The organism is Aeromonas sp. HMWF016, assembly GCF_963878195.1.
Taxonomy (GTDB): domain Bacteria; phylum Pseudomonadota; class Gammaproteobacteria; order Enterobacterales; family Aeromonadaceae; genus Aeromonas; species Aeromonas lacus.
On the sequence record NZ_CAWNWX010000013.1, the window covers coordinates 13,321 to 32,898 of the forward strand.

Here is a 19,578-nt window from a genome sequence, read left to right on the forward strand (position 1 = left end):
TTGTGTCGTCCGGCATTCAGGAGTCTTCTATGCGCATCACGCTCGGTGTGATGAAGGTGAATTTGTTGCTGGTGCTCTTTTTTGCACTGGTGCTGAACTGGCCTTTCTTCCTTCGTTTTTATTCTGTTATCAGTGGTTTGGAACATGTCCGGGCCGGCTTCGTTATCTCGGTTCCTCTGGTACTGCTTGCCGCACTCAATGCCGTCTTTATCCCCTTTACCTTCCGCTGGTTGCTCAAGCCCTTCTTTTCGCTGTTGATCCTGACGGGCTCCATCGTCAGTTACGCCATGCTCAAGTACGGCGTCATCTTCGATGCCAGCATGATCCAGAACATAGTGGAGACCAACAACAGCGAGGCGACCTCCTACCTGAATGTGCCGGTCGTGCTCTGGTTGCTGCTGACCGGCGTGTTACCCATGCTGGTGCTTTGGTCGCTGAATGTGCGCTATCCGGCAAACTGGTACAAGGGGCTGGCCATCAGGACTGGTGCACTGGCTCTCTCGCTGTTGTTCGTTGGGGGCGTTGCCGCACTTTACTATCAGGATTACGTCTCGATCGGCCGCAATCACCGGATCCTGGGCAAGCAGATAGTGCCGGCCAACTATGTCAACGGCATCTACAAATATGCCCGCGACGTGGTATTTGCTACCCCTATCCCTTATCAACCGTTGGGGACTGATGCCAAAGTCGTCACCAAAGGGGATAAACCGACCCTGATGTTTCTGGTGGTGGGGGAGACGGCGCGCAGCAAAAACTACTCCCTCAACGGCTATGCCAAACCGACCAACAGTTTTACCGACAAAGAGGAAGGCGTCGTCTCGTTTCGGGATGTGCGATCCTGCGGCACCGCCACCGCTGTTTCGGTGCCCTGCATGTTCTCCAACCTCACCCGCCGTGGCTACGATGACCAGCTTGCCAGCTCCCGTGACGGCCTGCTCGATGTGCTGCAGCATGCCGGTATCTCGGTGCTCTGGAAGGACAACGATGCCGGTTGCAAGGGGGTATGCCGCAATGTGCCGACCATCGATATAGCTCCAAAGGATTATCCGGCCTTCTGCAAGGGTGGTTCCTGTTATGACGAGGTACTGCTGGAGGGGCTGGATCAGCAGATCGCCCGAATGAAGGGCAACAAGCTGGTGGTCTTTCACCTGATGGGTAGTCACGGCCCGACCTACTATCGCCGCTATCCTGCCAGTGATCGGGTATTTGTGCCCGACTGCCCGCGCAGCGACATTGAAAACTGCAGCGACGAGGAGCTGGTCAACACCTATGACAACACCATCCTCTATACCGACAAGGTGGTGGCGCAGCTGATCGACAAGCTCAAGGCTCTGGAGAGCAAGTACAACACCGGCCTGCTCTACCTCTCGGATCACGGTGAGTCGCTAGGGGCCATGGGGCTCTATCTGCACGGTACGCCCTACAAGTTCGCGCCGGACGATCAGACCAAAGTGCCCCTGCTGACCTGGCTCTCTCCGCAAATGGTGGCCAACCGTCAGCTGGATATGAGCTGCCTGGCCGGGGAGGCGAGCAGCAAGCGCTTCTCCCACGACAACCTGTTCCACTCGATGCTGGGGATCATGGATGTGCAGACCAAGGTCTACGACGGGGATCTGGATCTTTTCAAAGCCTGTAGAAGCCAGTAATGAGGGGTTCGAGATTCGCCCAATAAAAAACGGCAGCCACTGGCTGCCGTTTTGTTGTCTCGCAAGGCAGTGCCTTACTTCTGCTCCATGATGATCTGCAGCAGGTCTCCCTCCAGCAGTGCACGCTTGACCAGTGCAAAGCCGCCATAGGTTGGCTGGTTCTGGAAGCGGGCTTTCACGATGGGCAGGCCACGGTGGAAGCTTGGCAGGGACTGGTGTTCTACGCAGCGGCGGATAGCCGGGAAGAGGATCTCTTCTGCTGCAGTGATTTCGCCAGCGATCAGCACCTTTTGCGGGTTGAACAGGTTGACCGTGATGGCTACCGCTCGTCCCAGATGTTCGCCGACGTTCTCGATGACGCTGCGAGCCAGTTCGTCACCCGCCAGCGCCGCCTTGCACACCTCCTGAATGGTGATGTGCTTCTCCTGCAGCGAGCTCTGGTGACCGCGGCTGATAAGCTCCTTCACCTTGTCGATGATCGCTTCGTTGGAGGCGATGGTCTCAAGGCAGCCAAAGTTGCCGCAGTGGCAGCGCTTGCCGAGTGGCTCGACCTGAATATGGCCGATCTCGCCGACGTTGCGGTTCTGGCCGAGGAACACCTGACCCTTGGTGATGATTCCGGAGCCGGTGCCCTGGTGGACGCTTACCAGAATGGAGTCCATGCAGTCGCGGGACTCGCCAAAGAAGTGTTCGGCCAGCGCCAGCGAGCGGGTGTCGTTGCCCACGTAGCAGGGGAGGTTGAAGTGGTTCTCAAGCAGCTTGGCCAGTCCCAGATTGCGGATCTGGTACTTGGGGGTATAGATGACCATGCCGGATTCCGGATTGACCAGACCCGGCATGGTGAGGGCGATGCTGATGAGATTGCGGCTGCGTTCGGCGTTGGCGTCGATGAAGGCGCCAATTTCTCGCAGCAGCATGTCGACCACGGGTTGCTGGTCAATCTCGGTCACCTGAATGACGTGCTGGTCGAGCTCCTTGCCGTCGAGATCATAGAGACTCAGCTGCAGGTAGCCACGGCCCAGCTTGGCGGAGACAAACTGAAAGCGATGCTTGATGGTGGTCAGCGAGATGGCTCGCCGCCCACCGGTGGAGGCTTGCGGAGAGGTCTCCTTGATCAGGCCATGCTCGATCAGTTGCCGGGTTATCTTGGTCACGCTGGCCGGGGCCAGCTGACTCAACTCGGCAATCTTGACCCGCGAGATGGGGCCTTGCAGGTCGATGAGCCGATATACGGCTGCACTGTTGACCTGCTTGATAAGATCTACGTTTGCTATTTGTCCGCCAGTCATGATGTCACTGTTGTGTGTAGTGTCCGTTAACCACGGTCCCACGGACCGTGAAGTCCTGATCGAAGACAGTGAGGTTGGCTACTTTACCGACCTGGATACTACCGAGACGTGAGTCCCATCCAATGGCGCGCGCGGGATAGAGGCTGGCCATTCTCAGTGCTTCATCGAGCGGTAATCCGACCTGCTTGACCAGATTCTCCACCCCTTCAATCATGGTGAGGGAGGAGCCGCCGAGTGTACCATTCTCGTCAATGCACTGACCATCGCGCAAAAAGACGGTGGTGCCACAAAAATCAAATTTCTCAAACCCTTCCGGTGCCCCTGCTGCGGCAGTGGCATCGGTGACCAGCACCAGTCGCTCACCAAGGATCTTGTGTGCCAGACGCACGTTGGCCCAGTGTACATGGTGGCCATCGACGATCACGCCAGCGTAGACATCCTTGCGGTCATAAATGGCGCCCACCACACCCGGCTCGCGACCGTTGAGGGTCGGGGTCATGGCGTTGTAGAGGTGGGTGGCAAAGCGAATGCCGTTGTCAAAGCCAGCCATCGCTTGGTCATAACTGGCGGCGGTGTGGCCGGCAGAGACCAGGATCCCCGCATCCACCAGACGGCGAACGTGGGCCGGATCGTTGCGCTCCGGTGCCAGTGTGATCTTGGCGATGGTGTCCGCGTTGGCGCAGAAGAAGTCGATCATCTCGTCCGCTGGCTGGCGGATTTGCGCGGCAGGGTGGATACCCTTGCGCTTGAGGTTGGTGTAGGGACCTTCCAGATGGACACCCAGCACCTCGTTGGGGTGGGCGGCCATGTAGTCACGGGTGACGGCGACGGCTTGCTTCATGTCCGCATCCGGACTGGTGATCAGGGTCGGCAGGAAGCTGGTGGTGCCGGATTTCAGGTTGGCCGCCTGCATGGTGGCCAGGGTCTCGGTGGTGATGTCGGTATTGAACATCACGCCACCACAGCCGTTGAGCTGCACGTCGATGAAACCGGCGGTCAGGTTGGCGCCTTTGAGGTCAATCTGTTCGATACCCGCAGGCAGCTCGGCCTCGCGGGAGATGGCGACAATCTTGTCGCCCTCGATAAGCACCCCGTAACCGGTCAGCACGCAGCTGCCGGTATAGAGAGTGCAGTTGGTCAATGCGTACATGGGCGCTCCTTACAGACGGCCGATGTTGGCGGCTTCCAGCTGCTGGAAGTAGCGAACGGTCTTGACCTTGAGCTCCATGGTGGAGGGCTCGTCGCACACCATCATTCCTTTCGGATGCAGTTGCAGGGTGGAGATGGTCCACATGTGGTTGACGCTGCCTTCCACGGCGGCCTGCAGAGCCAGTGCCTTGCCGTGGCCGGTCACCAGGATCATGATCTCTTCCGCATCCATCAGGGTGCCGACACCCACGGTCAGCGCCAGCTTGGGCACCTGCTCCATGTCGCCACCGAAGAAGCGGGAGTTGGCGATGCGGGTATCCTCGGTCAGGGTCTTGACACGGGTACGGGAGGAGAGGGAAGAGGCCGGTTCGTTGAACGCGATGTGGCCGTCATTGCCGACGCCGCCCATGAACAGGTGGATCTTGCCGTAGGACTTGATCTTGTCTTCGTAGCGCTTGCACTCGGCCACCAGATCTTCGGCATTGCCGTTGAGAATGTTGATGTTCTCGGGACGGATGTCGATGTGGCTGAAGAAGTTGTTGTGCATGAAGCTGTGGTAGCTCTCCGGGTGATCTTCCGGCAGGCCGACGTACTCGTCCATGTTGAAGGTGACCACGTTCTGGAAGCTCACTTCGCCAGCCTTGTGCAACTCGATAAGACGCTTGTAGGTATTGAGCGGAGTGCCACCGGTGGGCAGGCCCAGTACGAAGGGGCGGTCTGCTGTCGGCTTGAAGGCATTGATACGGTCAACGATGTAACGGGCAGACCACAGGCCTACTTGGCTGGCGGATTTCAACGGGATCAGGCGCATATGGATACCTCTGTGTCGGGTTGCGACCGGCTTGACGGTGGCAATGGGCTAAGACGAATTTAAGTTGTTTTATAGCGTAAATAAAGATTGCGAACTAAGCCACATCTATCCACCACCTTTATCTTGTTTGGGTGATAACGATCACGATTATCGGTTTATTAATTTGCGCAGCGAAATAAAAGCCCTAGACTGCAAATCAAGCCTTGATGGCTTATGCGTCAAACGTGATAAGCACTTAATTTCTAGAAAAACATTAACTAAGGAGAGGAACCGTGAACATTCTCGGTTATTTGCAAAAGATCGGCCGTGCCCTGATGGTGCCGGTAGCGGTATTGCCTGCCGCCGCGATCCTGATGGGGGTTGGCTACTGGATTGACCCGAATGGTTGGGGTGGTGAGAGCGCGTTGGCTGCCTTCCTGATTAAAGCGGGCGCAGCCATTATTGATAACATGTCCGTACTGTTCGCAGTCGGTGTTGCTTACGGTATGTCCAAGGATAAAGACGGTTCTGCTGCTCTGGCAGGTCTGGTCGGCTTCCTGGTCGTTACCACCCTGCTGAGCCCGGGCGCTGTGGCCCAGATCAAGAGCATCCCGGTGGAGCAGGTTCCTGCCGCGTTTGCCAAGATCAGCAACCAGTTCGTGGGTATCCTGTGTGGTGTTATCGCCGCTGAGCTCTACAACCGCTTCAGCAGCGTCGAGCTGCACAAGGCTCTCTCCTTCTTCTCCGGTCGTCGTCTGGTACCGATCGTAACCTCCGTCGTGATGATCGTTGTATCTTTCATCCTGATGGCCGTATGGCCAGCAATCTACGGTGGTCTGGTCTCCTTCGGTGAGTCCATCGTGAGCCTGGGTTCCACCGGCGCCGGTATCTACGCCTTCTTCAACCGTCTGCTGATCCCGATTGGTCTGCACCACGCCCTGAACTCCGTGTTCTGGTTCAACGTGGCCGGTATCAACGACATCCCGAACTTCCTGGGTGGTCAGGCTACCATCGATGCTGCTCTGGCCGCTGGCAAGAGCCTGGATCAGGTGAAAGGCGTGGTCGGTATGTACCAGGCTGGCTTCTTCCCCATCATGATGTTTGGTCTGCCGGGTGCCGCTCTGGCCATCTACCACTCCGCCAAGAAAGAGAACAAAGAGAAAGTTGCGTCCATCATGATCGCTGCTGCCTTTGCCTCCTTCTTCACCGGTGTCACCGAGCCGCTCGAATTCTCCTTCATGTTCGTAGCTCCGGTACTGTATGTCATCCACGCCGTGCTGACCGGTATCTCCGTGTTCATCGCAGCCTCCATGCACTGGATGGCCGGTTTCGGTTTCAGTGCCGGTCTGGTGGATATGGTGCTCTCCAGCCGCAACCCGCTGGCAACCAACTGGTACATGCTGATTCCTCAGGGTCTGGTCTTCTTCGGCCTTTACTACACAGTGTTCCGCGTAGTCATTGCCAAGCTGAACCTGAAAACTCCGGGTCGTGAAGATGATGAAGCTGCTGCTCCGGCTGTTGCCCAGTCCACCAACCGTACCGAGCTGGCCAAGCAGTATCTGGAAGTGCTGGGTGGTCAGGAGAACCTGGTTACCATCGATGCCTGCATCACCCGTCTGCGTCTGACCCTGAAAGACCGCAGCATCGTCGATGAGCGCAAGCTGAAAGCCCTGGGTGCGGCCGGTGTGGTCAAGCTCGGCGAGCAGAACCTGCAGGTGATTCTGGGCCCATTGGCCGAAATCATCGCCGGTGAGATGAAAGCCCTGCGTTAATCGAGCGACTCGCTCATCTCAAGTCTAAGTCCATTGTTGACATAACTAAGGGCCCCGCCTCGGGGCCCCATATAAAAAAAGCCAAGAAAATCCAACCTTTACTTCAAATGAGAGCAGCAGTTATGAACTTGAAACATTCTCTGTTAGCCATTGCCATGTCTACCGTTTTCGTCAGCCAGGTCCAGGCAGCCGATGCCGCCAAGCAAGCCGTGGTCGACTCCCTCGCCAACAATCTGGTGGTCAAGTATGAAGTGGTCACCAACGATGGCGCCGGTGCCGGTCTCGATTGCCAGGCGCTGGGCTCCGAGTGGGCGAGCTGTGGTGTTGCCAAGCTGCACCTGACCAACACCGGTGCTGACGTCACCTCCAAGGACTGGAGCATCTATGTCTCCTCCATCCGCCGCATCCAGCGTGTGGACAACGACCAGTTCACCATCACTCACCTGACCGGCGACCTCTATCGTTTGACGCCAACCGAGAAGTTCCAGGGGTTCGCCAAGGACGCCACGGTCGAAGTGCCGTTGGTGGTGGAATACTGGGTGCTGTTCGAATCTGACATTATGCCGAACTGGTATGTCGCCAGCGAAGGTGCCGAGCCGAAAGTTCTGGCCAGCATGAGCAACATCGATGATGCCACCACCTACGAGAAGCCGATGCCGGCTGATGGCTGGAAGCGCATCAAGGATGACAAGAACATCCTGATGAACAGCGAGACCCGTTTCGCTGCCAACCAGACCAGCACCTTGCTGCCTGCTGGCAAGGTCGACAACCAGATCCTGCCGACACCGATGAAGCAGCTGGTCAAGGCTGGCCCGCAGGTTGACTTCTCTACCATCAAACTCAATGCCCTGGATCTGCCGAGCGATCGCGCCGAAGCCCTTAAAGCACAACTGACCAAGCTGGGTGTTACCCTCTCCGACACCGGCTACCCGGTCACTATCAAGCTGGGCAGCAAGCTCAAGCAGGCCGAAGGTTATGACATGACCATCGGCAAGAAAGGCACTGTGATCCAGGGTCACGACATCGAAGGCGCCTACTGGGGTGCTCAGTCCCTGATCTCCCTCTTGGGTGTCAACGACAAGCTGGTTAGCCAGATGACCGTTGAAGATGCGCCGCGCTTTGAATACCGCGGTATGCAGACCGACGTGGCTCGCCACTTCCGCAGCCTGGACACCATGAAGAAGCTGGTTGACCAGATGTCTGCCATGAAGCTCAACGTGCTGCACCTGGGCCTGACCAACGATGAAGGCTGGCGTCTGGAGATCCCTGGCCTGCCGGAGCTGACTCAAGTCGGTAGCCAGCGTTGCCACGATCTCTCCGAAACCAAGTGCCTGCTGCCGCAGCTGGGCTCCGGCCCAACCAGCGACAACCAGGGCTCAGGGTTCTACAGCAAGTCCGACTATATCGACCTGGTGCGTTATGCCAGAGCGCGCGGTGTGACCGTCATCCCCGAGATCAACATGCCGGCGCACGCTCGTGCCGCTGTGGTCTCCATGGAAGCGCGTTACAAGCGTCTGATGGCTGAAGGTAAAGAAGCCGAAGCCAACCAGTTCCGCCTGACTGACCCGGCTGATACCTCCAACGTCACCTCCGTCCAGTTCTACGACAAGATGTCCTTCATCAACCCTTGCCAGCCGGGTGCTGCCACCTTCGTGGCCAAGGTGATGGATGAAGTTGCCCAGATGCACCAGGCCGCCGGCCAGCCGCTGACCGCATGGCACTACGGTGGTGACGAAGCGAAGAACATCATGCAGGGCGGTGGTTACCAGGATCCGGCTGTCACCAAGAAAGAAGAGTTGGTGGCATGGAAAGGCAACGTCGACTCCAGCAAGCAGGACAAGCCGTTTGGCAAGTCCCCGATGTGCCAGAAGATGATCGACGATGGCAAGATCAAGGACGTGGCGGAGCTGCCGGTCTATTTCGCCAAGGAGGTGGGCGAAATGGTCAAGGGCCACGGCTTCTCCACCCTGCAGGCGTGGGAAGATGGTCTGAAGTACGCCAACAGTGCCAAGGACTTCGCCACCGACAACACCCGTGTCAACTTCTGGGAAACCCTCTACTGGGGTGGCTTCAACGAAGCGATGAAGTGGGCGCACAAGGGTTACGAAGTGGTGCTGTCCAACCCGGATTACCTCTACTTCGACTTCCCGAACGAGGTACACCCGGCCGAGCGTGGTTACTACTGGGCAACCCGTTTCAATGACACCCGCAAGGTGTTCGCCTTCGCCCCGGAAAACCTGCCGCAGAACGCCGAGACCTCGGTTGACCGCGACGGCAACGCCTTCGTGGCCAAGGGTGACCAGGATCCGGTCAAGTTCAAGGGCATCTCCGGTCAGCAGTGGAGTGAAACCGTACGTACCGACGCTCAGTACGAGTACATGGTTTACCCGCGTATCTTCTCCATGGCCGAGCGCGCATGGCACAAGGGTGGCTTCGAGCTGAACTATGTGAAAGGTCGCGAGTTCTCCGGCGAGACCAAGCATGTCAACAAGGCCACTCTGAACAAAGAGTGGAACCAGTTTGCCAACGTGCTGGGTCAGCGCATCCTGCCGAAACTGGATCAGGCCGGTGTTGAATACCGCCTCTCCGTACCGGGTGCCAAAGTGGTGAACGGTGTGCTGGAAGCGAACGTGGATCTGCCGGGCCTGCCCATCCAGTACAGCCTGGACGGCAAGACCTGGACTGCCTACGACGCCGCGGCGAAGCCGGCCGTTGATGGCAAGGTCTACCTGCGTACCACCAGCTTCGATGGCAAGCGCACCAGCCGCGTCACCGAGTTGAACTGATAGTACCCATGCGGTAACGCAAGGTGGGTCGCAAGACCCGCCTTTCCCAAGGGCGATGGTCTATCGGATTTGGGAAAGGTTGACTGTGCGTGTGAGCCTTTGTTGTGTGTGTATTGTCTGTTTTGTTTTTCATCACTTTCAGCCCCGCCTAGTGCGGGGCTTTTTTATACATCCTGCGTGACGAGGCGGCTTTGACCCGCTTTTTAGCACGCCAATAGCCCGGAACTGCCAAATTCAGGTTGAGGCAGGGCGCGTAATGAGGGATCATATCCGGCTTGACGGCGGGGGGATGAGGGTGCCAGCCGGCACAACTTCCGCCAGTGACGCTTTTTTGAGGTGAGCCATGAGTCAGGCGAACAGCCCAACTAACTTTATTCGTCAGATCATTGATGAAGATCTGGCCAGCGGTAAGCACAGCTGCGTGCATACCCGTTTTCCGCCCGAGCCGAACGGTTATCTCCATATCGGCCACGCCAAATCCATCTGCCTGAACTTCGGCATCGCCCGCGACTATCAGGGCCAGTGCAACCTGCGCTTTGACGATACCAACCCGGCGAAGGAAGATATCGAGTACGTTGAGTCCATCAAGCAGGACGTGCAGTGGCTCGGCTTCCAGTGGAACGGCGAGATCTGCTACTCCTCCGACTATTTCGACAAGCTGCACGGCTACGCCGTTGAGCTGATCGAAAAGGGTCTGGCCTATGTGGACGAGCTCTCCCCCGAGCAGATGCGCGAGTACCGTGGCACCCTGACCGAGCCGGGCAAGAACAGCCCGTTCCGTGACCGCAGCGTGGCAGAGAACCTGGCCCTGTTCGAGAAGATGAAGAACGGCGAGTTTGCCGAGGGCTCCGTCTGCCTGCGCGCCAAGATCGACATGGCTTCTCCCTTCATGGTGATGCGTGATCCGGTTATCTACCGCATCAAGTTTGCCCACCACCACCAGACCGGTGACAAGTGGTGCATCTACCCGATGTATGACTTCACTCACTGCATCTCGGACGCTCTGGAAGGGATCACCCACTCCATCTGTACTCTGGAGTTCCAGGACAACCGTCGTCTGTACGACTGGGTGCTGGACAATATCACCATCGACTGCCACCCGCGTCAGTACGAGTTCTCTCGTCTGAACCTCGAATACACTGTCATGTCCAAGCGCAAGCTGAACCTGCTGGTGACCGAGAAGCACGTCGATGGCTGGGACGACCCGCGCATGCTGACCGTGTCCGGTCTGCGTCGCCGTGGTTACACTCCGGCCTCCATCCGCGAGTTCTGCAAGCGCATCGGCGTGACCAAGCAGGACAACATCGTCGAGATGAGCATGCTGGAAGCCTGCATCCGTGAAGACCTCAACGAGAATGCGCCGCGCGCCATGGCCGTGCTGCACCCGGTGAAGGTGGTGATCGAGAATCTGGCTGCCGATGAAGTGCTGACTGCGCCGGCTCACCCGAGCAACGCCGAGATGGGTTCCCGCGAGCTTAACTTCACCCGCGAAATCTTCATCGACGAAGCCGACTTCAAAGAGGAAGCCAACAAGCAGTTCAAGCGTCTGGTGCTGGGCAAGGAAGTGCGTCTGCGCAATGCCTACGTCATCAAGGCCGAGCGCATCGAGAAGGACGCTGGCGGCAAGGTTACCTGCATCTACTGCAGCTACGACCCCGAGACCCTGGGCAAGGATCCGGCCGATGGCCGCAAGGTGAAAGGGGTGATCCACTGGGTCAGCGCCACTCACTCCCTGCCGGCAGAAGTGCGTCTCTATGACCGTCTGTTCAAGGTGCCGAACCCGGGCGCCGAAGAGGACTTCGAAGCGGCCCTGAACCCGGAATCCCTGGTGATCATCGAGGGTGCCCGTGTCGAGGCTTCGCTCAAGAACGCCAAGCCGGAGCAGGCTTACCAGTTCGAGCGCGAAGGCTACTTCTGCGCCGACAACAAGCTCTCCAGCCCGGAGCATCTGGTGTTCAACCGCACCGTTGCCCTGCGCGACTCCTGGGGCAAGGTAGAAGGCTGATACCGTGGGGCAGGGGAGACTCTGCCCTCCATTGTGCTTTTCATCTTGTTTCGGACAATAAAAAAGCCAGCTGATGCTGGCTTTTTTATTGTCCGTAATCTGATGTTGCAGCCGACTTAGTCGTCGTGCTTGCACTCACCGCTGGCACAGTGACCGTAGAGGTAGAGACTGTGGTTGGTGAGACGGATATTGTGCTTCTTGGCAATCTCGCTCTGGCGTTGCTCGATCACCTCGTCGGAGAACTCGATCACCTTGCCGCAGTCCAGGCAAACCAGATGGTCGTGGTGCTCCTGGGTCGCCAGTTCGAATACCGACTTGCCCCCTTCGAAGTGATGGCGGGTTACGATACCAGCATCATCAAACTGGTTGAGAACGCGGTAGACGGTGGCGAGGCCAATCTCTTCACCCAGATCGATCAGGCGTTTATAGAGATCTTCGGCACTGGTGTGTTGGCAGTCCGGCTGTTGCAGGATTTCCAGGATCTTGACCCGGGGCAAGGTGATCTTGAGCCCGGCCTTTTTTAACGCTTGGTTGTTGTCTGCCATATTCTACTTATTCGCATTCTCGAAGGTGGGGTTTATTCTGATGGACTGCCGCGGGAATGGCAACCTTCAACTCGCTTGGCCTGTCATTATAGGTCGTTGCATCCCTAAAAATAAACCCGCAAATTCAAAGGGTTTAGCCACCCATCCGGGTCTGGATTGAAATAATCAATCACCTTGATCGACTTGCCGGGATGGTAGATGTTGATAAGATGTAACTTTCATATGTCTGGTCGGATGAGATCCATGGATTGGCTTTTTGACAACGCGGCCTGGGTGCGCCGCGCCCTCAATGCCTGGCCCCCTTTCTGGGGCGCCGGCATCAAGATAGAGACCCTGAGCGATGATTTTCGCTACTGTCGGGTGACCCTGAAATCCCGCTGGTGGAACAAGAATGCCAACCGCACCCAGTTTGGCGGCAGCATGTTTGCCATGACAGATCCCATCTATCCGCTGATGCTGATGGGCTACTTCAAGAACCGTTATTACGTCTGGGACAAGGCGGGCAGCATCAACTACATCAAACCGGGCAAGGGCAAGCTGGTGGCGGAATTCAACCTGAGCGATGGCAAGCTGGCCGAAATCGTGGCGGCGACCGAGGGGGGTATCAAGTATTTTCCCGAATTCGAGGTGACGGTGCAGGACGGTCAGGGGGAGTTGGTAGCACAGGTGAAGCGCACCCTCTATGTACGGGCCAAGCCCGAGCACAGGGGAGAGTGAGCGGACGCAAATTGCAGATAGAACAAGGGCCCCGTTGGGGCCCTTGTTGCTTCAAGCAGGGGGAGGGGATTACTCCAGCTCGCCCAGGCACATCTCTTCGTGCAGCTGCTTGCACCAGCCTTTGACGCGCTCGGCGGTCAGCTCCGGCTGACGATCTTCATCGATACCCAGACCGACGAAGTGCTTGTCATCTACCAGTGCCTTGGAGGCTTCAAACTCGTAACCGGCAGTCGGCCAGTGACCGATGATGATGGCGCCTTTGGCTTCAACGATGTCGCGCAGGGTACCCATGGCGTCGAGGAAGTACTCGGCGTAGTCTTCCTGATCGCCACAACCGAAGATGGCAACCAGCTTGTTGGTGAAGTCGATTTCGCCCAGATCGGGGAAGAAGTCGTCCCAGTCGGCCTGTGCTTCGCCGTAGTACCAGGTCGGGATGCCGAACATCAGCAGATCGAAGTTCTCGATGTCGGCCTTGCTGCTCTTGGCGATGTCACGGACTTCAATCAGATTTTTGCCCAGCTCTTTCTGGATCATCTTGGCGACAGCTTCGGTGTTACCGGTATCGCTGCCAAAAAACAGACCTACACTTGCCATAGTGTTTAGTTACCCGTATTTGGTGTTAATGCTTGACGCTCAGACTGCAATATCCACCGCAAAGGCGGACTCAATCTGTTGCTTCAGGATAGATTGGATCAGCTCGGCTCGGCTGATGTTCTGTTGCAACGCAAGTTGGTTCAGGCGCTCCAGCAACTCGGCCTCCACCTTTAACTCTACCCGCTTCAGCCCATTCTCCCGATCGCGCTTAAGCTGGTTACGCTTGTTGATCTTGAGTTGGGTCTCGCGGGGGAGTGGGTTGGTCTTTGGCCTGCCGGGGCGCTTCTCGTTTGCGAACAGATCCAGTGTTGTTCGATCAGTTTGCTGTTTGGCCATACATCACAGATGAAAATTGTTAGCCTAGTCCTGAGCCTTCCCAGCCCAGTTCGATCAGCCCCTTGGCGACAAAACCTGCACAACCCAGAAACAGTACCAACCAGACGATGAAACGACCGAAACGGGGCACGTTGCCGCGTTTGAGAACGTCCTGAATGGCCAGGCCAATCAATATGAAAATGGCCACAAAGAATAACTTGAGGCCCAAACTTTCGATCAGGTCGATATGTTCACTTAGCATGGATTGCGCACACTCCTTATGACGGGCGCACTATATCACAAAGGATTTGGAACTGTTAACCGCCTGTGGACAGGAAATCCACAACCAGTTTGTTGAACAACATCGGTTTTTCCGCATGCAGCCAGTGGCCGGTTCCGGCGATGACGCGCACCTTTGCCGCCGGGAATTGGGCCAGTGCAGCCTCGCTGTATTGCGGTTGCATGTAATCGGAATCCCCCCCCTTGATAAAGAGCACTGGCCCCTCGAAGCGTTGCTCATCCTCGGGCCAGCCCATGATGTTGGCGTAGTTCTCCTCAAGAGCAGGCACATTGAAGCGCCACTGCCAGCCATCGTCGCCTTTGGCGAAGGATTTGAGCAGAAACTGGCGCACCCCGGCGATCTCGATATGCTCGGCCAGAATGCGCTCCGCGTCGCTGCGGCTCTGGGGCTGTGCCGCCAGAGTGGCGTTGAGGCCGGCGAACACATTCTGGTGGCGGGAGTGGGGATAGGCGACCGGCGCCATGTCGGCCACCACCAGCCGGCTCACCCGCGCGGGCGCCAGCTTGGCAAGCTGCATCCCGACCTTACCCCCCATGGAGTGGCCGACTATCGCCGCCTGCTCCAGCCCAAGGTGATCCATCAGCGCGAGTATGTCGGCGGCCTGCGCCGGATAGCTCATGTCATCGCTGCGAAACGAGGCGCCGTGGTTGCGCAGATCGACGCTGATAACCCGATAGTGCTCGCCGAGGGCACGGGCCAGCAGGCCGAGGTTGTCGAGGCTGCCAAACAGGCCGTGGATCAGGATGACGGCCGGTCCCTGACCCTGCTCTTTGAAGTTCACTACGCTCTTTTGTTGCAAAATGACACCTTGTTCGGTCATGAGTGCGTTGCCGATATGATTTAACGCACTGGAAAGAAAAGGATTTCGTGTGATGAAGGGGAAATTTGTGTGGTTTTTTTTCTAAAAAATCCCGTTCAGATTGGCTATCAGTGCGGCCGATCACACACTTGGGCCGCTATTATGCCGTATTCTCGATGAGATTCATGTACATCTGCCAGCCCCTCCCTTGGGCTGTCGGGTTTGCCTATGTATAATCGCCGCATCCGAATTTCGACGAGTCCAGCGCATCCCTATGAAAACCATCGAGCTTGATGACGATCTCTACTTCTATATCGCCAGCCAGACCCGGCACATCGGTGAGAGTGCCTCCGACATCCTGCGCCGTCTGCTGGAACAGCCTGCTCAGGGGGCCGCGTCAGCCGCTGTTGCCGAGCCAGCGCCTGCGACACCACCCCGTGCCGTTGCTGCGCCGCAGGGGCTGCAAGCCCTGCTCAACTCAGGCGAGCTGCAGCAGGAAGAGAAGTCCATCAACCGTTTCATGCAGGTGCTGAGTACCCTCTACCGGGATGACCCGGTCGGGTTTACCCAGGCCACCGAAATCAAGGGGCGCAAGCGCGTCTATTTCTCACGGGATCCCGAGGCTCTGCGCGCCAGTGGCAGCACCACCAAGCCCAAGCCGGTACCGGACACCCCGTTCTGGGTGATCACCAACACCAACACCAGTCGCAAGCAGAACATGGTGGCCCAGCTGATGAGCAGCATGGGTTACGGCGACGAGGTGATCGCGCAGGTGTGCGGCGCAATCTAACGGTTTTTCAAGACTCAGGCCTTGCCCGGCAAGGCCGCCATTACGCAAGGAAAACGCCATGGCTCAGCATTCCCACGCCGGTCAGCCGGCCCGTTTAAGCGACCTGACCAACATTCCCCGTCTGGTCAGCGCTTACTACCTCAACAAGCCGGACATGAGCCGCCCCGAGCAGCGAGTTGCCTTCGGTACCTCCGGCCACCGTGGCAGCGCCCTGCACAACGCCTTTACCGAATCCCACATTCTGGCGGTCACCCAGGCACTGGTGGAGTATCGCCAGCAGGCCGGTATCACTGGCCCGCTGTTTGTCGGCATGGATACCCACGCCCTGTCCGAATCCGCCTTTGCCAGCGCTGTCGAAGTGCTGGCGGCCAACGGCGTTGAAACCCGCATTCAGGCTGGCCTCGGCTTTACCCCGACCCCGGTCATCTCTCACGCCATCCTGCGCCACAACTCTGGCAAAGAAGGGGCTGGCAAACCGGCTGCCCGTGCCGACGGCGTGGTGATCACTCCGTCCCACAACCCGCCGGAAGATGGTGGCTTCAAGTACAACCCGCCCCATGGTGGCCCCGCCGAAGGGGAGATTACCAAGTGGGTCGAGGACAGGGCCAACGCCATTCTGGAAGCGGGTCTGGCCGGCGTGAAGCGCATGCCGTTCGCCGAGGCGCTCAAGAGCCCGTTCGTGGTCGAGCACGACTATGTCACCCCCTATGTGGATGATCTGAAGAACGTGCTGGACATGGATGCCATCAAGAACGCGGGCATCAAGATCGGTGTCGATCCGCTGGGCGGCTCCGGTGTCGCCTACTGGGACGTCATCGCCAAGACCTATGGTCTGAACATCGAGGTGGTGAACTACAAGGTCGACCCGACCTTCTCCTTCATGACCCTGGATAAAGATGGCAAGATCCGGATGGACTGCTCCAGCCCGTTCGCCATGGCGAGCCTGATCGCGCTCAAGGACAAGTTCGACATCGCCCTTGGCAACGACCCTGACTACGACCGTCACGGCATCGTTACCAAGTCCGGCCTGATGAACCCGAACCACTATCTGGCGGTGGCAATCCAGTATCTGTTTACCCATCGCACCGGCTGGTCTGCCGATGCGGCCGTCGGCAAGACGCTGGTCTCTTCCTCCATGATCGATCGGGTTGCCGGCGAGATTGGCCGTACCCTCAAAGAGGTGCCGGTCGGCTTCAAGTGGTTCGTGGATGGCCTCTACAGCGGCGAGTTCGGTTTTGGTGGCGAGGAGAGCGCAGGCGCCTCCTTCCTGCGCAAAGATGGCACCGTCTGGACCACCGACAAGGATGGCTTCATTCTGGCGCTGCTGGCGGCGGAAATTCTGGCGGTCACCGGCAAGGATCCGCAGGCCCACTACGACGCGCTGGAAGCCAAATTTGGCCGCTCCAGCTACCGCCGTATCGACGCCCCGGCCAACAGTGCCCAGAAAGCGGTGCTCTCCAAGCTGGATCCGGCGTTGGTGGAAGCCTCCACTCTGGCCGGTGAGCCCATCATCGCCAAGCTGACCAAGGCGCCGGGCAACGATGCCGCCATCGGCGGCCTCAAGGTGGTGACCGAGAACGGCTGGTTCGCGGCGCGCCCCTCCGGCACCGAGTCCATCTACAAGATCTATATGGAGAGCTTCAAGGGCGACGCGCACCTCGACCTCATCCAGCAGGAGGCCCAGCAGATCGTCTCCGCGGCACTGGCCAAGGCCGGGGTCTGATTTCGGGTCAATCTGCCGTGAATAAATAAAGTAATTGGTATAAAAAAGGAGCCGTTAAGGCTCCTTTTTTTATCTGCTGATCGCGGTTTGTCAGCGCGCCGCCTTCACCGCCAGCCCCAGCTGCCACACCGCCATGGCGTAGTGGGTGCTGTGGTTGTAGCGGGTGATGGCGTAGAAGTTGGGCAGACCGTACCAGTATTGGTAGCCGGTGCCGACATCGAGGCGCAGCAGGCTCGCTTCACTGTGGTTGCCAAGGCTGCTGGTTGGGGTCAGGCCGGCGCGGCGCAGGGAGGCGACCGGGTAGCGGGTCTGGAAGCCGTGCTCATAGCCGGGCAGCTGGCCTTGACCGCGTACCGCTACCGGTTGCCCTTTCTCCCAGCCGTGGGCCTTGAAGTAGTTGGCGACGCTGCCGATGGCATCCACCGGATCCCACAGGTTGGTGTGGCCGTTGCCGTCAAAGTCCACCGCGTAGCGCTGGAAGCTGGAGGGCATGAACTGGCCGTAGCCCATGGCGCCGGCGTAGGAGCCCTTGGGTTCGGTGGGGTCCATCCCCTCGTCGCGGGTCATCACCAGGAAGGCTTCCAGTTCGCTGGTGAAGAACTCGGCGCGGCGCGGGTAATCAAACGCCAGGGTGGTCAGCGCATCCAGAATGCGGGTCTTGCCCATCACCCGGCCCCAGCGGGTCTCGACCCCGATAATGCCGACGATGATCTCGGGCGGCACTCCGTAGATCTGCTCCGCCCGATTGAGTTCGCTCGCGTATTCGCGCCAGAAGTTGACGCCGTTCTGTACGTTGTCCGGGGTGATGAACTTGGCGCGGTAGCGGTTCCAGGCGCCGGTCGGGCCGGTGGGCTTGGCTGTGGTCGGCGCCTGGGCATCCATCAGACGGATGATCCAGTCGTAGCGCTCTGCCTGCGCCAGCACCTGATGGAGCTGGGCGCTGTCAAAACCGTGCTTCTCGACCATCTTCTGGACGAATCTGTCCACATTGGTGCGATTGGCGAAGTCCCCTTTGCTCACCCCCTGGCTGTAAACGGGGCTGCGCGACGGCGTCTGGTTGATGAAGGCGCTCTTGGGTTGGGGGACGACCACTGGCTTGGCAGCCGGCGTGCTGCTGCAGCCACCGAGCAGAGGAAACAACGACAGAGTGAGAAGAGAGGCAAGGCGACGCATAGGGTTCTCAAGGAGACTGATAAAAGTGCCGCCATGGTAAAACATTGTCATCCGGGCGCAAGTGTTCCGTGCGCCGCACCCAGCGCCAATTCATCGCATGATGGATTCACCCTCCGGTGAGGGCGGCACTGGTTAGCGCCGGGGGGGACGCAGCGTGTGGTAGCCGCTCCAGAGCCGGGTCAGGGTGGTGATGGCGCAGAGCAGGGCAAAGCCGTAGGCGAGCGGGGCGAAAGCGGCGGGCCACAGGCACATCAGCACGAACAGGGCGATGGTCTCGCTCCCCTCGGTGAGACCGCCCAGATAGTAGAGAGACTTGTGGTGGTAGACCGGATTGTCGATGCCCCGCTTGCCCGCCATGATGGCAAACGCCAGAAAGCTCGAGCCGGTGCCCATGAAGGCAAACAGCAGGGTGGCGGCGGGCAGCGCATTGGCGGGGGCGGCAAGGGCAAAGCCCAGCACCACGGCGGCGTAGAAGATGAAATCCAGCGTGATGTCGAGAAAGCCGCCGCAGTCGGTGATGCCGGTCTCCCGTGCCACGGCGCCATCGAGCCCGTCCAGCAGCCGGTTGAACAGGATGGCCGCCAGTGCCCACTGATAGCAGCCAAAGGCCAGCAGCGGCAACGCCAGCATGCCGATGGCAAAGCCGGTGAGGCTTATCTGGTTGGCGCTGACCCCGGCGCGGCAGAGCGGTTTGGCAAGCCGTGCAAGGGGGCTGCGGATAACGGGGATCAGGTGGCGGTCAAACAAGGTGAACTCCTCGGTCAAAAACGGGATTCGGTGAGCTGAAGTATGGTGCCCGGCGCGTCTTCGTCGTCGTGGGTCACCAGAATGGCGGGAATGGCCAGCGCCTTGATCTGCGCGAACACCAGCTGGCGAAAAGCGGCCCGCAGCGGCTTGTCGAGGCGGGAGAAGGGCTCATCCAGCAGCAGGGCCTCGGGTTCGGCCAGCAGGGCCCGCAGCAGGCTGACACGGGCCTTCTGGCCGCCGGAGAGCGCCCCCGGCAGCTTGTCCGCCTGACTGGTTAGCTCCACCTGCGCCAGTGCTGCCAGCGCCTTTTCCCGCCGCGCCCGATGCCCCTTCACGCTGGCCGGCATGCCAAACATCAGGTTTTCCGCCACCGTCAGATGGTCAAACAGCAGATCATCCTGAAACAGCATGCCGATACGCCGCGCTTGGGGTGGCAG

Annotated in this window: 18 protein-coding genes; 7 read left to right on the forward strand and 11 right to left on the reverse strand. The window is 58.7% G+C overall.

Annotated features, from left to right (window positions below; translation table 11 throughout):
* The first annotated feature begins 29 nt into the window (after positions 1–29).
* Positions 30–1,646 (forward strand): phosphoethanolamine transferase, encoded by a 1,617-nt coding sequence (locus AACS24_RS01375; RefSeq protein ID WP_108572131.1) that lies wholly within the window; start codon positions 30–32, stop codon positions 1,644–1,646.
* Between the two features lie 74 nt (positions 1,647–1,720).
* Here the strand turns inward: AACS24_RS01375 and nagC are convergent, their stop codons facing one another.
* Genes nagC through nagB form a run of 3 tightly spaced genes read right to left on the reverse strand, consistent with a single transcriptional unit; the run spans position 1,721 to position 4,895 of the window.
* Positions 1,721–2,935, reverse strand: a complete 1,215-nt coding sequence (gene nagC, locus AACS24_RS01380; protein ID WP_033113459.1) for a DNA-binding transcriptional regulator NagC — start codon at positions 2,933–2,935, stop codon at positions 1,721–1,723.
* Between the two features lie 4 nt (positions 2,936–2,939).
* Positions 2,940–4,085: an N-acetylglucosamine-6-phosphate deacetylase gene (nagA, locus tag AACS24_RS01385; RefSeq protein WP_108572132.1), complete on the reverse strand. Its 1,146-nt coding sequence runs from the start codon at positions 4,083–4,085 to the stop codon at positions 2,940–2,942.
* A gap of 9 nt (positions 4,086–4,094) precedes the next feature.
* Positions 4,095–4,895, reverse strand: coding sequence for a glucosamine-6-phosphate deaminase (gene nagB, locus AACS24_RS01390; protein ID WP_005344421.1), 801 nt, complete (start codon positions 4,893–4,895; stop codon positions 4,095–4,097).
* A gap of 272 nt (positions 4,896–5,167) precedes the next feature.
* Here nagB and nagE point away from each other — a divergent pair, with 272 nt between their 5' ends.
* From nagE to glnS, 3 genes are all read left to right on the forward strand, one after another.
* Positions 5,168–6,646, forward strand: coding sequence for an N-acetylglucosamine-specific PTS transporter subunit IIBC (gene nagE / locus AACS24_RS01395; RefSeq protein ID WP_108572133.1), 1,479 nt, complete (start codon positions 5,168–5,170; stop codon positions 6,644–6,646).
* 122 nt (positions 6,647–6,768) lie between these two features.
* Positions 6,769–9,432 carry a beta-N-acetylhexosaminidase gene (locus AACS24_RS01400; RefSeq protein ID WP_108572134.1) on the forward strand — a complete coding sequence of 888 codons (2,664 nt, stop codon included), beginning with the start codon at positions 6,769–6,771 and terminating at the stop codon, positions 9,430–9,432.
* A 343-nt stretch (positions 9,433–9,775) separates the two neighbouring features.
* Positions 9,776–11,437, forward strand: a complete 1,662-nt coding sequence (gene glnS, locus AACS24_RS01405) for a glutamine--tRNA ligase (RefSeq protein ID WP_108572135.1) — start codon at positions 9,776–9,778, stop codon at positions 11,435–11,437.
* A 116-nt stretch (positions 11,438–11,553) separates the two neighbouring features.
* On the opposite strand, the gene fur is transcribed toward glnS, so the two are convergent.
* Complete coding sequence (gene fur / locus AACS24_RS01410; RefSeq protein WP_033113453.1) at positions 11,554–11,982, reverse strand: ferric iron uptake transcriptional regulator; 429 nt, start codon at positions 11,980–11,982, stop codon at positions 11,554–11,556.
* Positions 11,983–12,225: 243 nt separating this feature from the next.
* Between fur and AACS24_RS01415 the strand changes: the two genes are divergently transcribed.
* Positions 12,226–12,699, forward strand: a complete 474-nt coding sequence (locus AACS24_RS01415; protein WP_033113452.1) for a DUF4442 domain-containing protein — start codon at positions 12,226–12,228, stop codon at positions 12,697–12,699.
* A gap of 69 nt (positions 12,700–12,768) precedes the next feature.
* Here AACS24_RS01415 and fldA read toward each other — a convergent pair whose 3' ends face one another.
* From fldA to AACS24_RS01435, 4 genes are read right to left on the reverse strand one after another with little or no spacing between them, the layout of a single operon-like run.
* Positions 12,769–13,293 carry a flavodoxin FldA gene (gene fldA, locus AACS24_RS01420; protein WP_033113451.1) on the reverse strand — a complete coding sequence of 175 codons (525 nt, stop codon included), beginning with the start codon at positions 13,291–13,293 and terminating at the stop codon, positions 12,769–12,771.
* Between the two features lie 39 nt (positions 13,294–13,332).
* Positions 13,333–13,629, reverse strand: coding sequence for a LexA regulated protein (gene ybfE / locus AACS24_RS01425; protein WP_005334297.1), 297 nt, complete (start codon positions 13,627–13,629; stop codon positions 13,333–13,335).
* A gap of 19 nt (positions 13,630–13,648) precedes the next feature.
* Complete coding sequence (locus tag AACS24_RS01430) at positions 13,649–13,870, reverse strand: DUF2788 domain-containing protein (protein WP_005334296.1); 222 nt, start codon at positions 13,868–13,870, stop codon at positions 13,649–13,651.
* 55 nt (positions 13,871–13,925) lie between these two features.
* Positions 13,926–14,690 carry an alpha/beta fold hydrolase gene (locus tag AACS24_RS01435; RefSeq protein ID WP_108572136.1) on the reverse strand — a complete coding sequence of 255 codons (765 nt, stop codon included), beginning with the start codon at positions 14,688–14,690 and terminating at the stop codon, positions 13,926–13,928.
* Between the two features lie 292 nt (positions 14,691–14,982).
* On the opposite strand from AACS24_RS01435, the gene seqA reads away from it, so the two are divergent.
* Together seqA and pgm are read left to right on the forward strand one after the other, a co-directional pair.
* The gene (gene seqA, locus AACS24_RS01440) at positions 14,983–15,498 is read left to right on the forward strand and encodes a replication initiation negative regulator SeqA (protein WP_181364277.1); all 516 of its coding nucleotides are present in this window, start codon (positions 14,983–14,985) and stop codon (positions 15,496–15,498) included.
* A 58-nt stretch (positions 15,499–15,556) separates the two neighbouring features.
* Positions 15,557–17,221, forward strand: a complete 1,665-nt coding sequence (gene pgm / locus AACS24_RS01445; RefSeq protein WP_108572138.1) for a phosphoglucomutase (alpha-D-glucose-1,6-bisphosphate-dependent) — start codon at positions 15,557–15,559, stop codon at positions 17,219–17,221.
* Positions 17,222–17,311: 90 nt separating this feature from the next.
* Here pgm and mltB read toward each other — a convergent pair whose 3' ends face one another.
* The 3 genes from mltB to AACS24_RS01460 form a co-directional block, all read right to left on the reverse strand.
* A complete protein-coding gene (mltB, locus tag AACS24_RS01450; RefSeq protein WP_108572139.1) occupies positions 17,312–18,394 on the reverse strand; it encodes a lytic murein transglycosylase B in 1,083 nt (360 codons plus the stop codon).
* A 132-nt stretch (positions 18,395–18,526) separates the two neighbouring features.
* Positions 18,527–19,141, reverse strand: coding sequence for a CDP-alcohol phosphatidyltransferase family protein (locus AACS24_RS01455; protein WP_108572140.1), 615 nt, complete (start codon positions 19,139–19,141; stop codon positions 18,527–18,529).
* 14 nt (positions 19,142–19,155) lie between these two features.
* Positions 19,156–19,578 (reverse strand): ATP-binding cassette domain-containing protein (locus tag AACS24_RS01460; protein ID WP_258223049.1); only part of this gene is annotated, 423 nt, incomplete at its 5' end.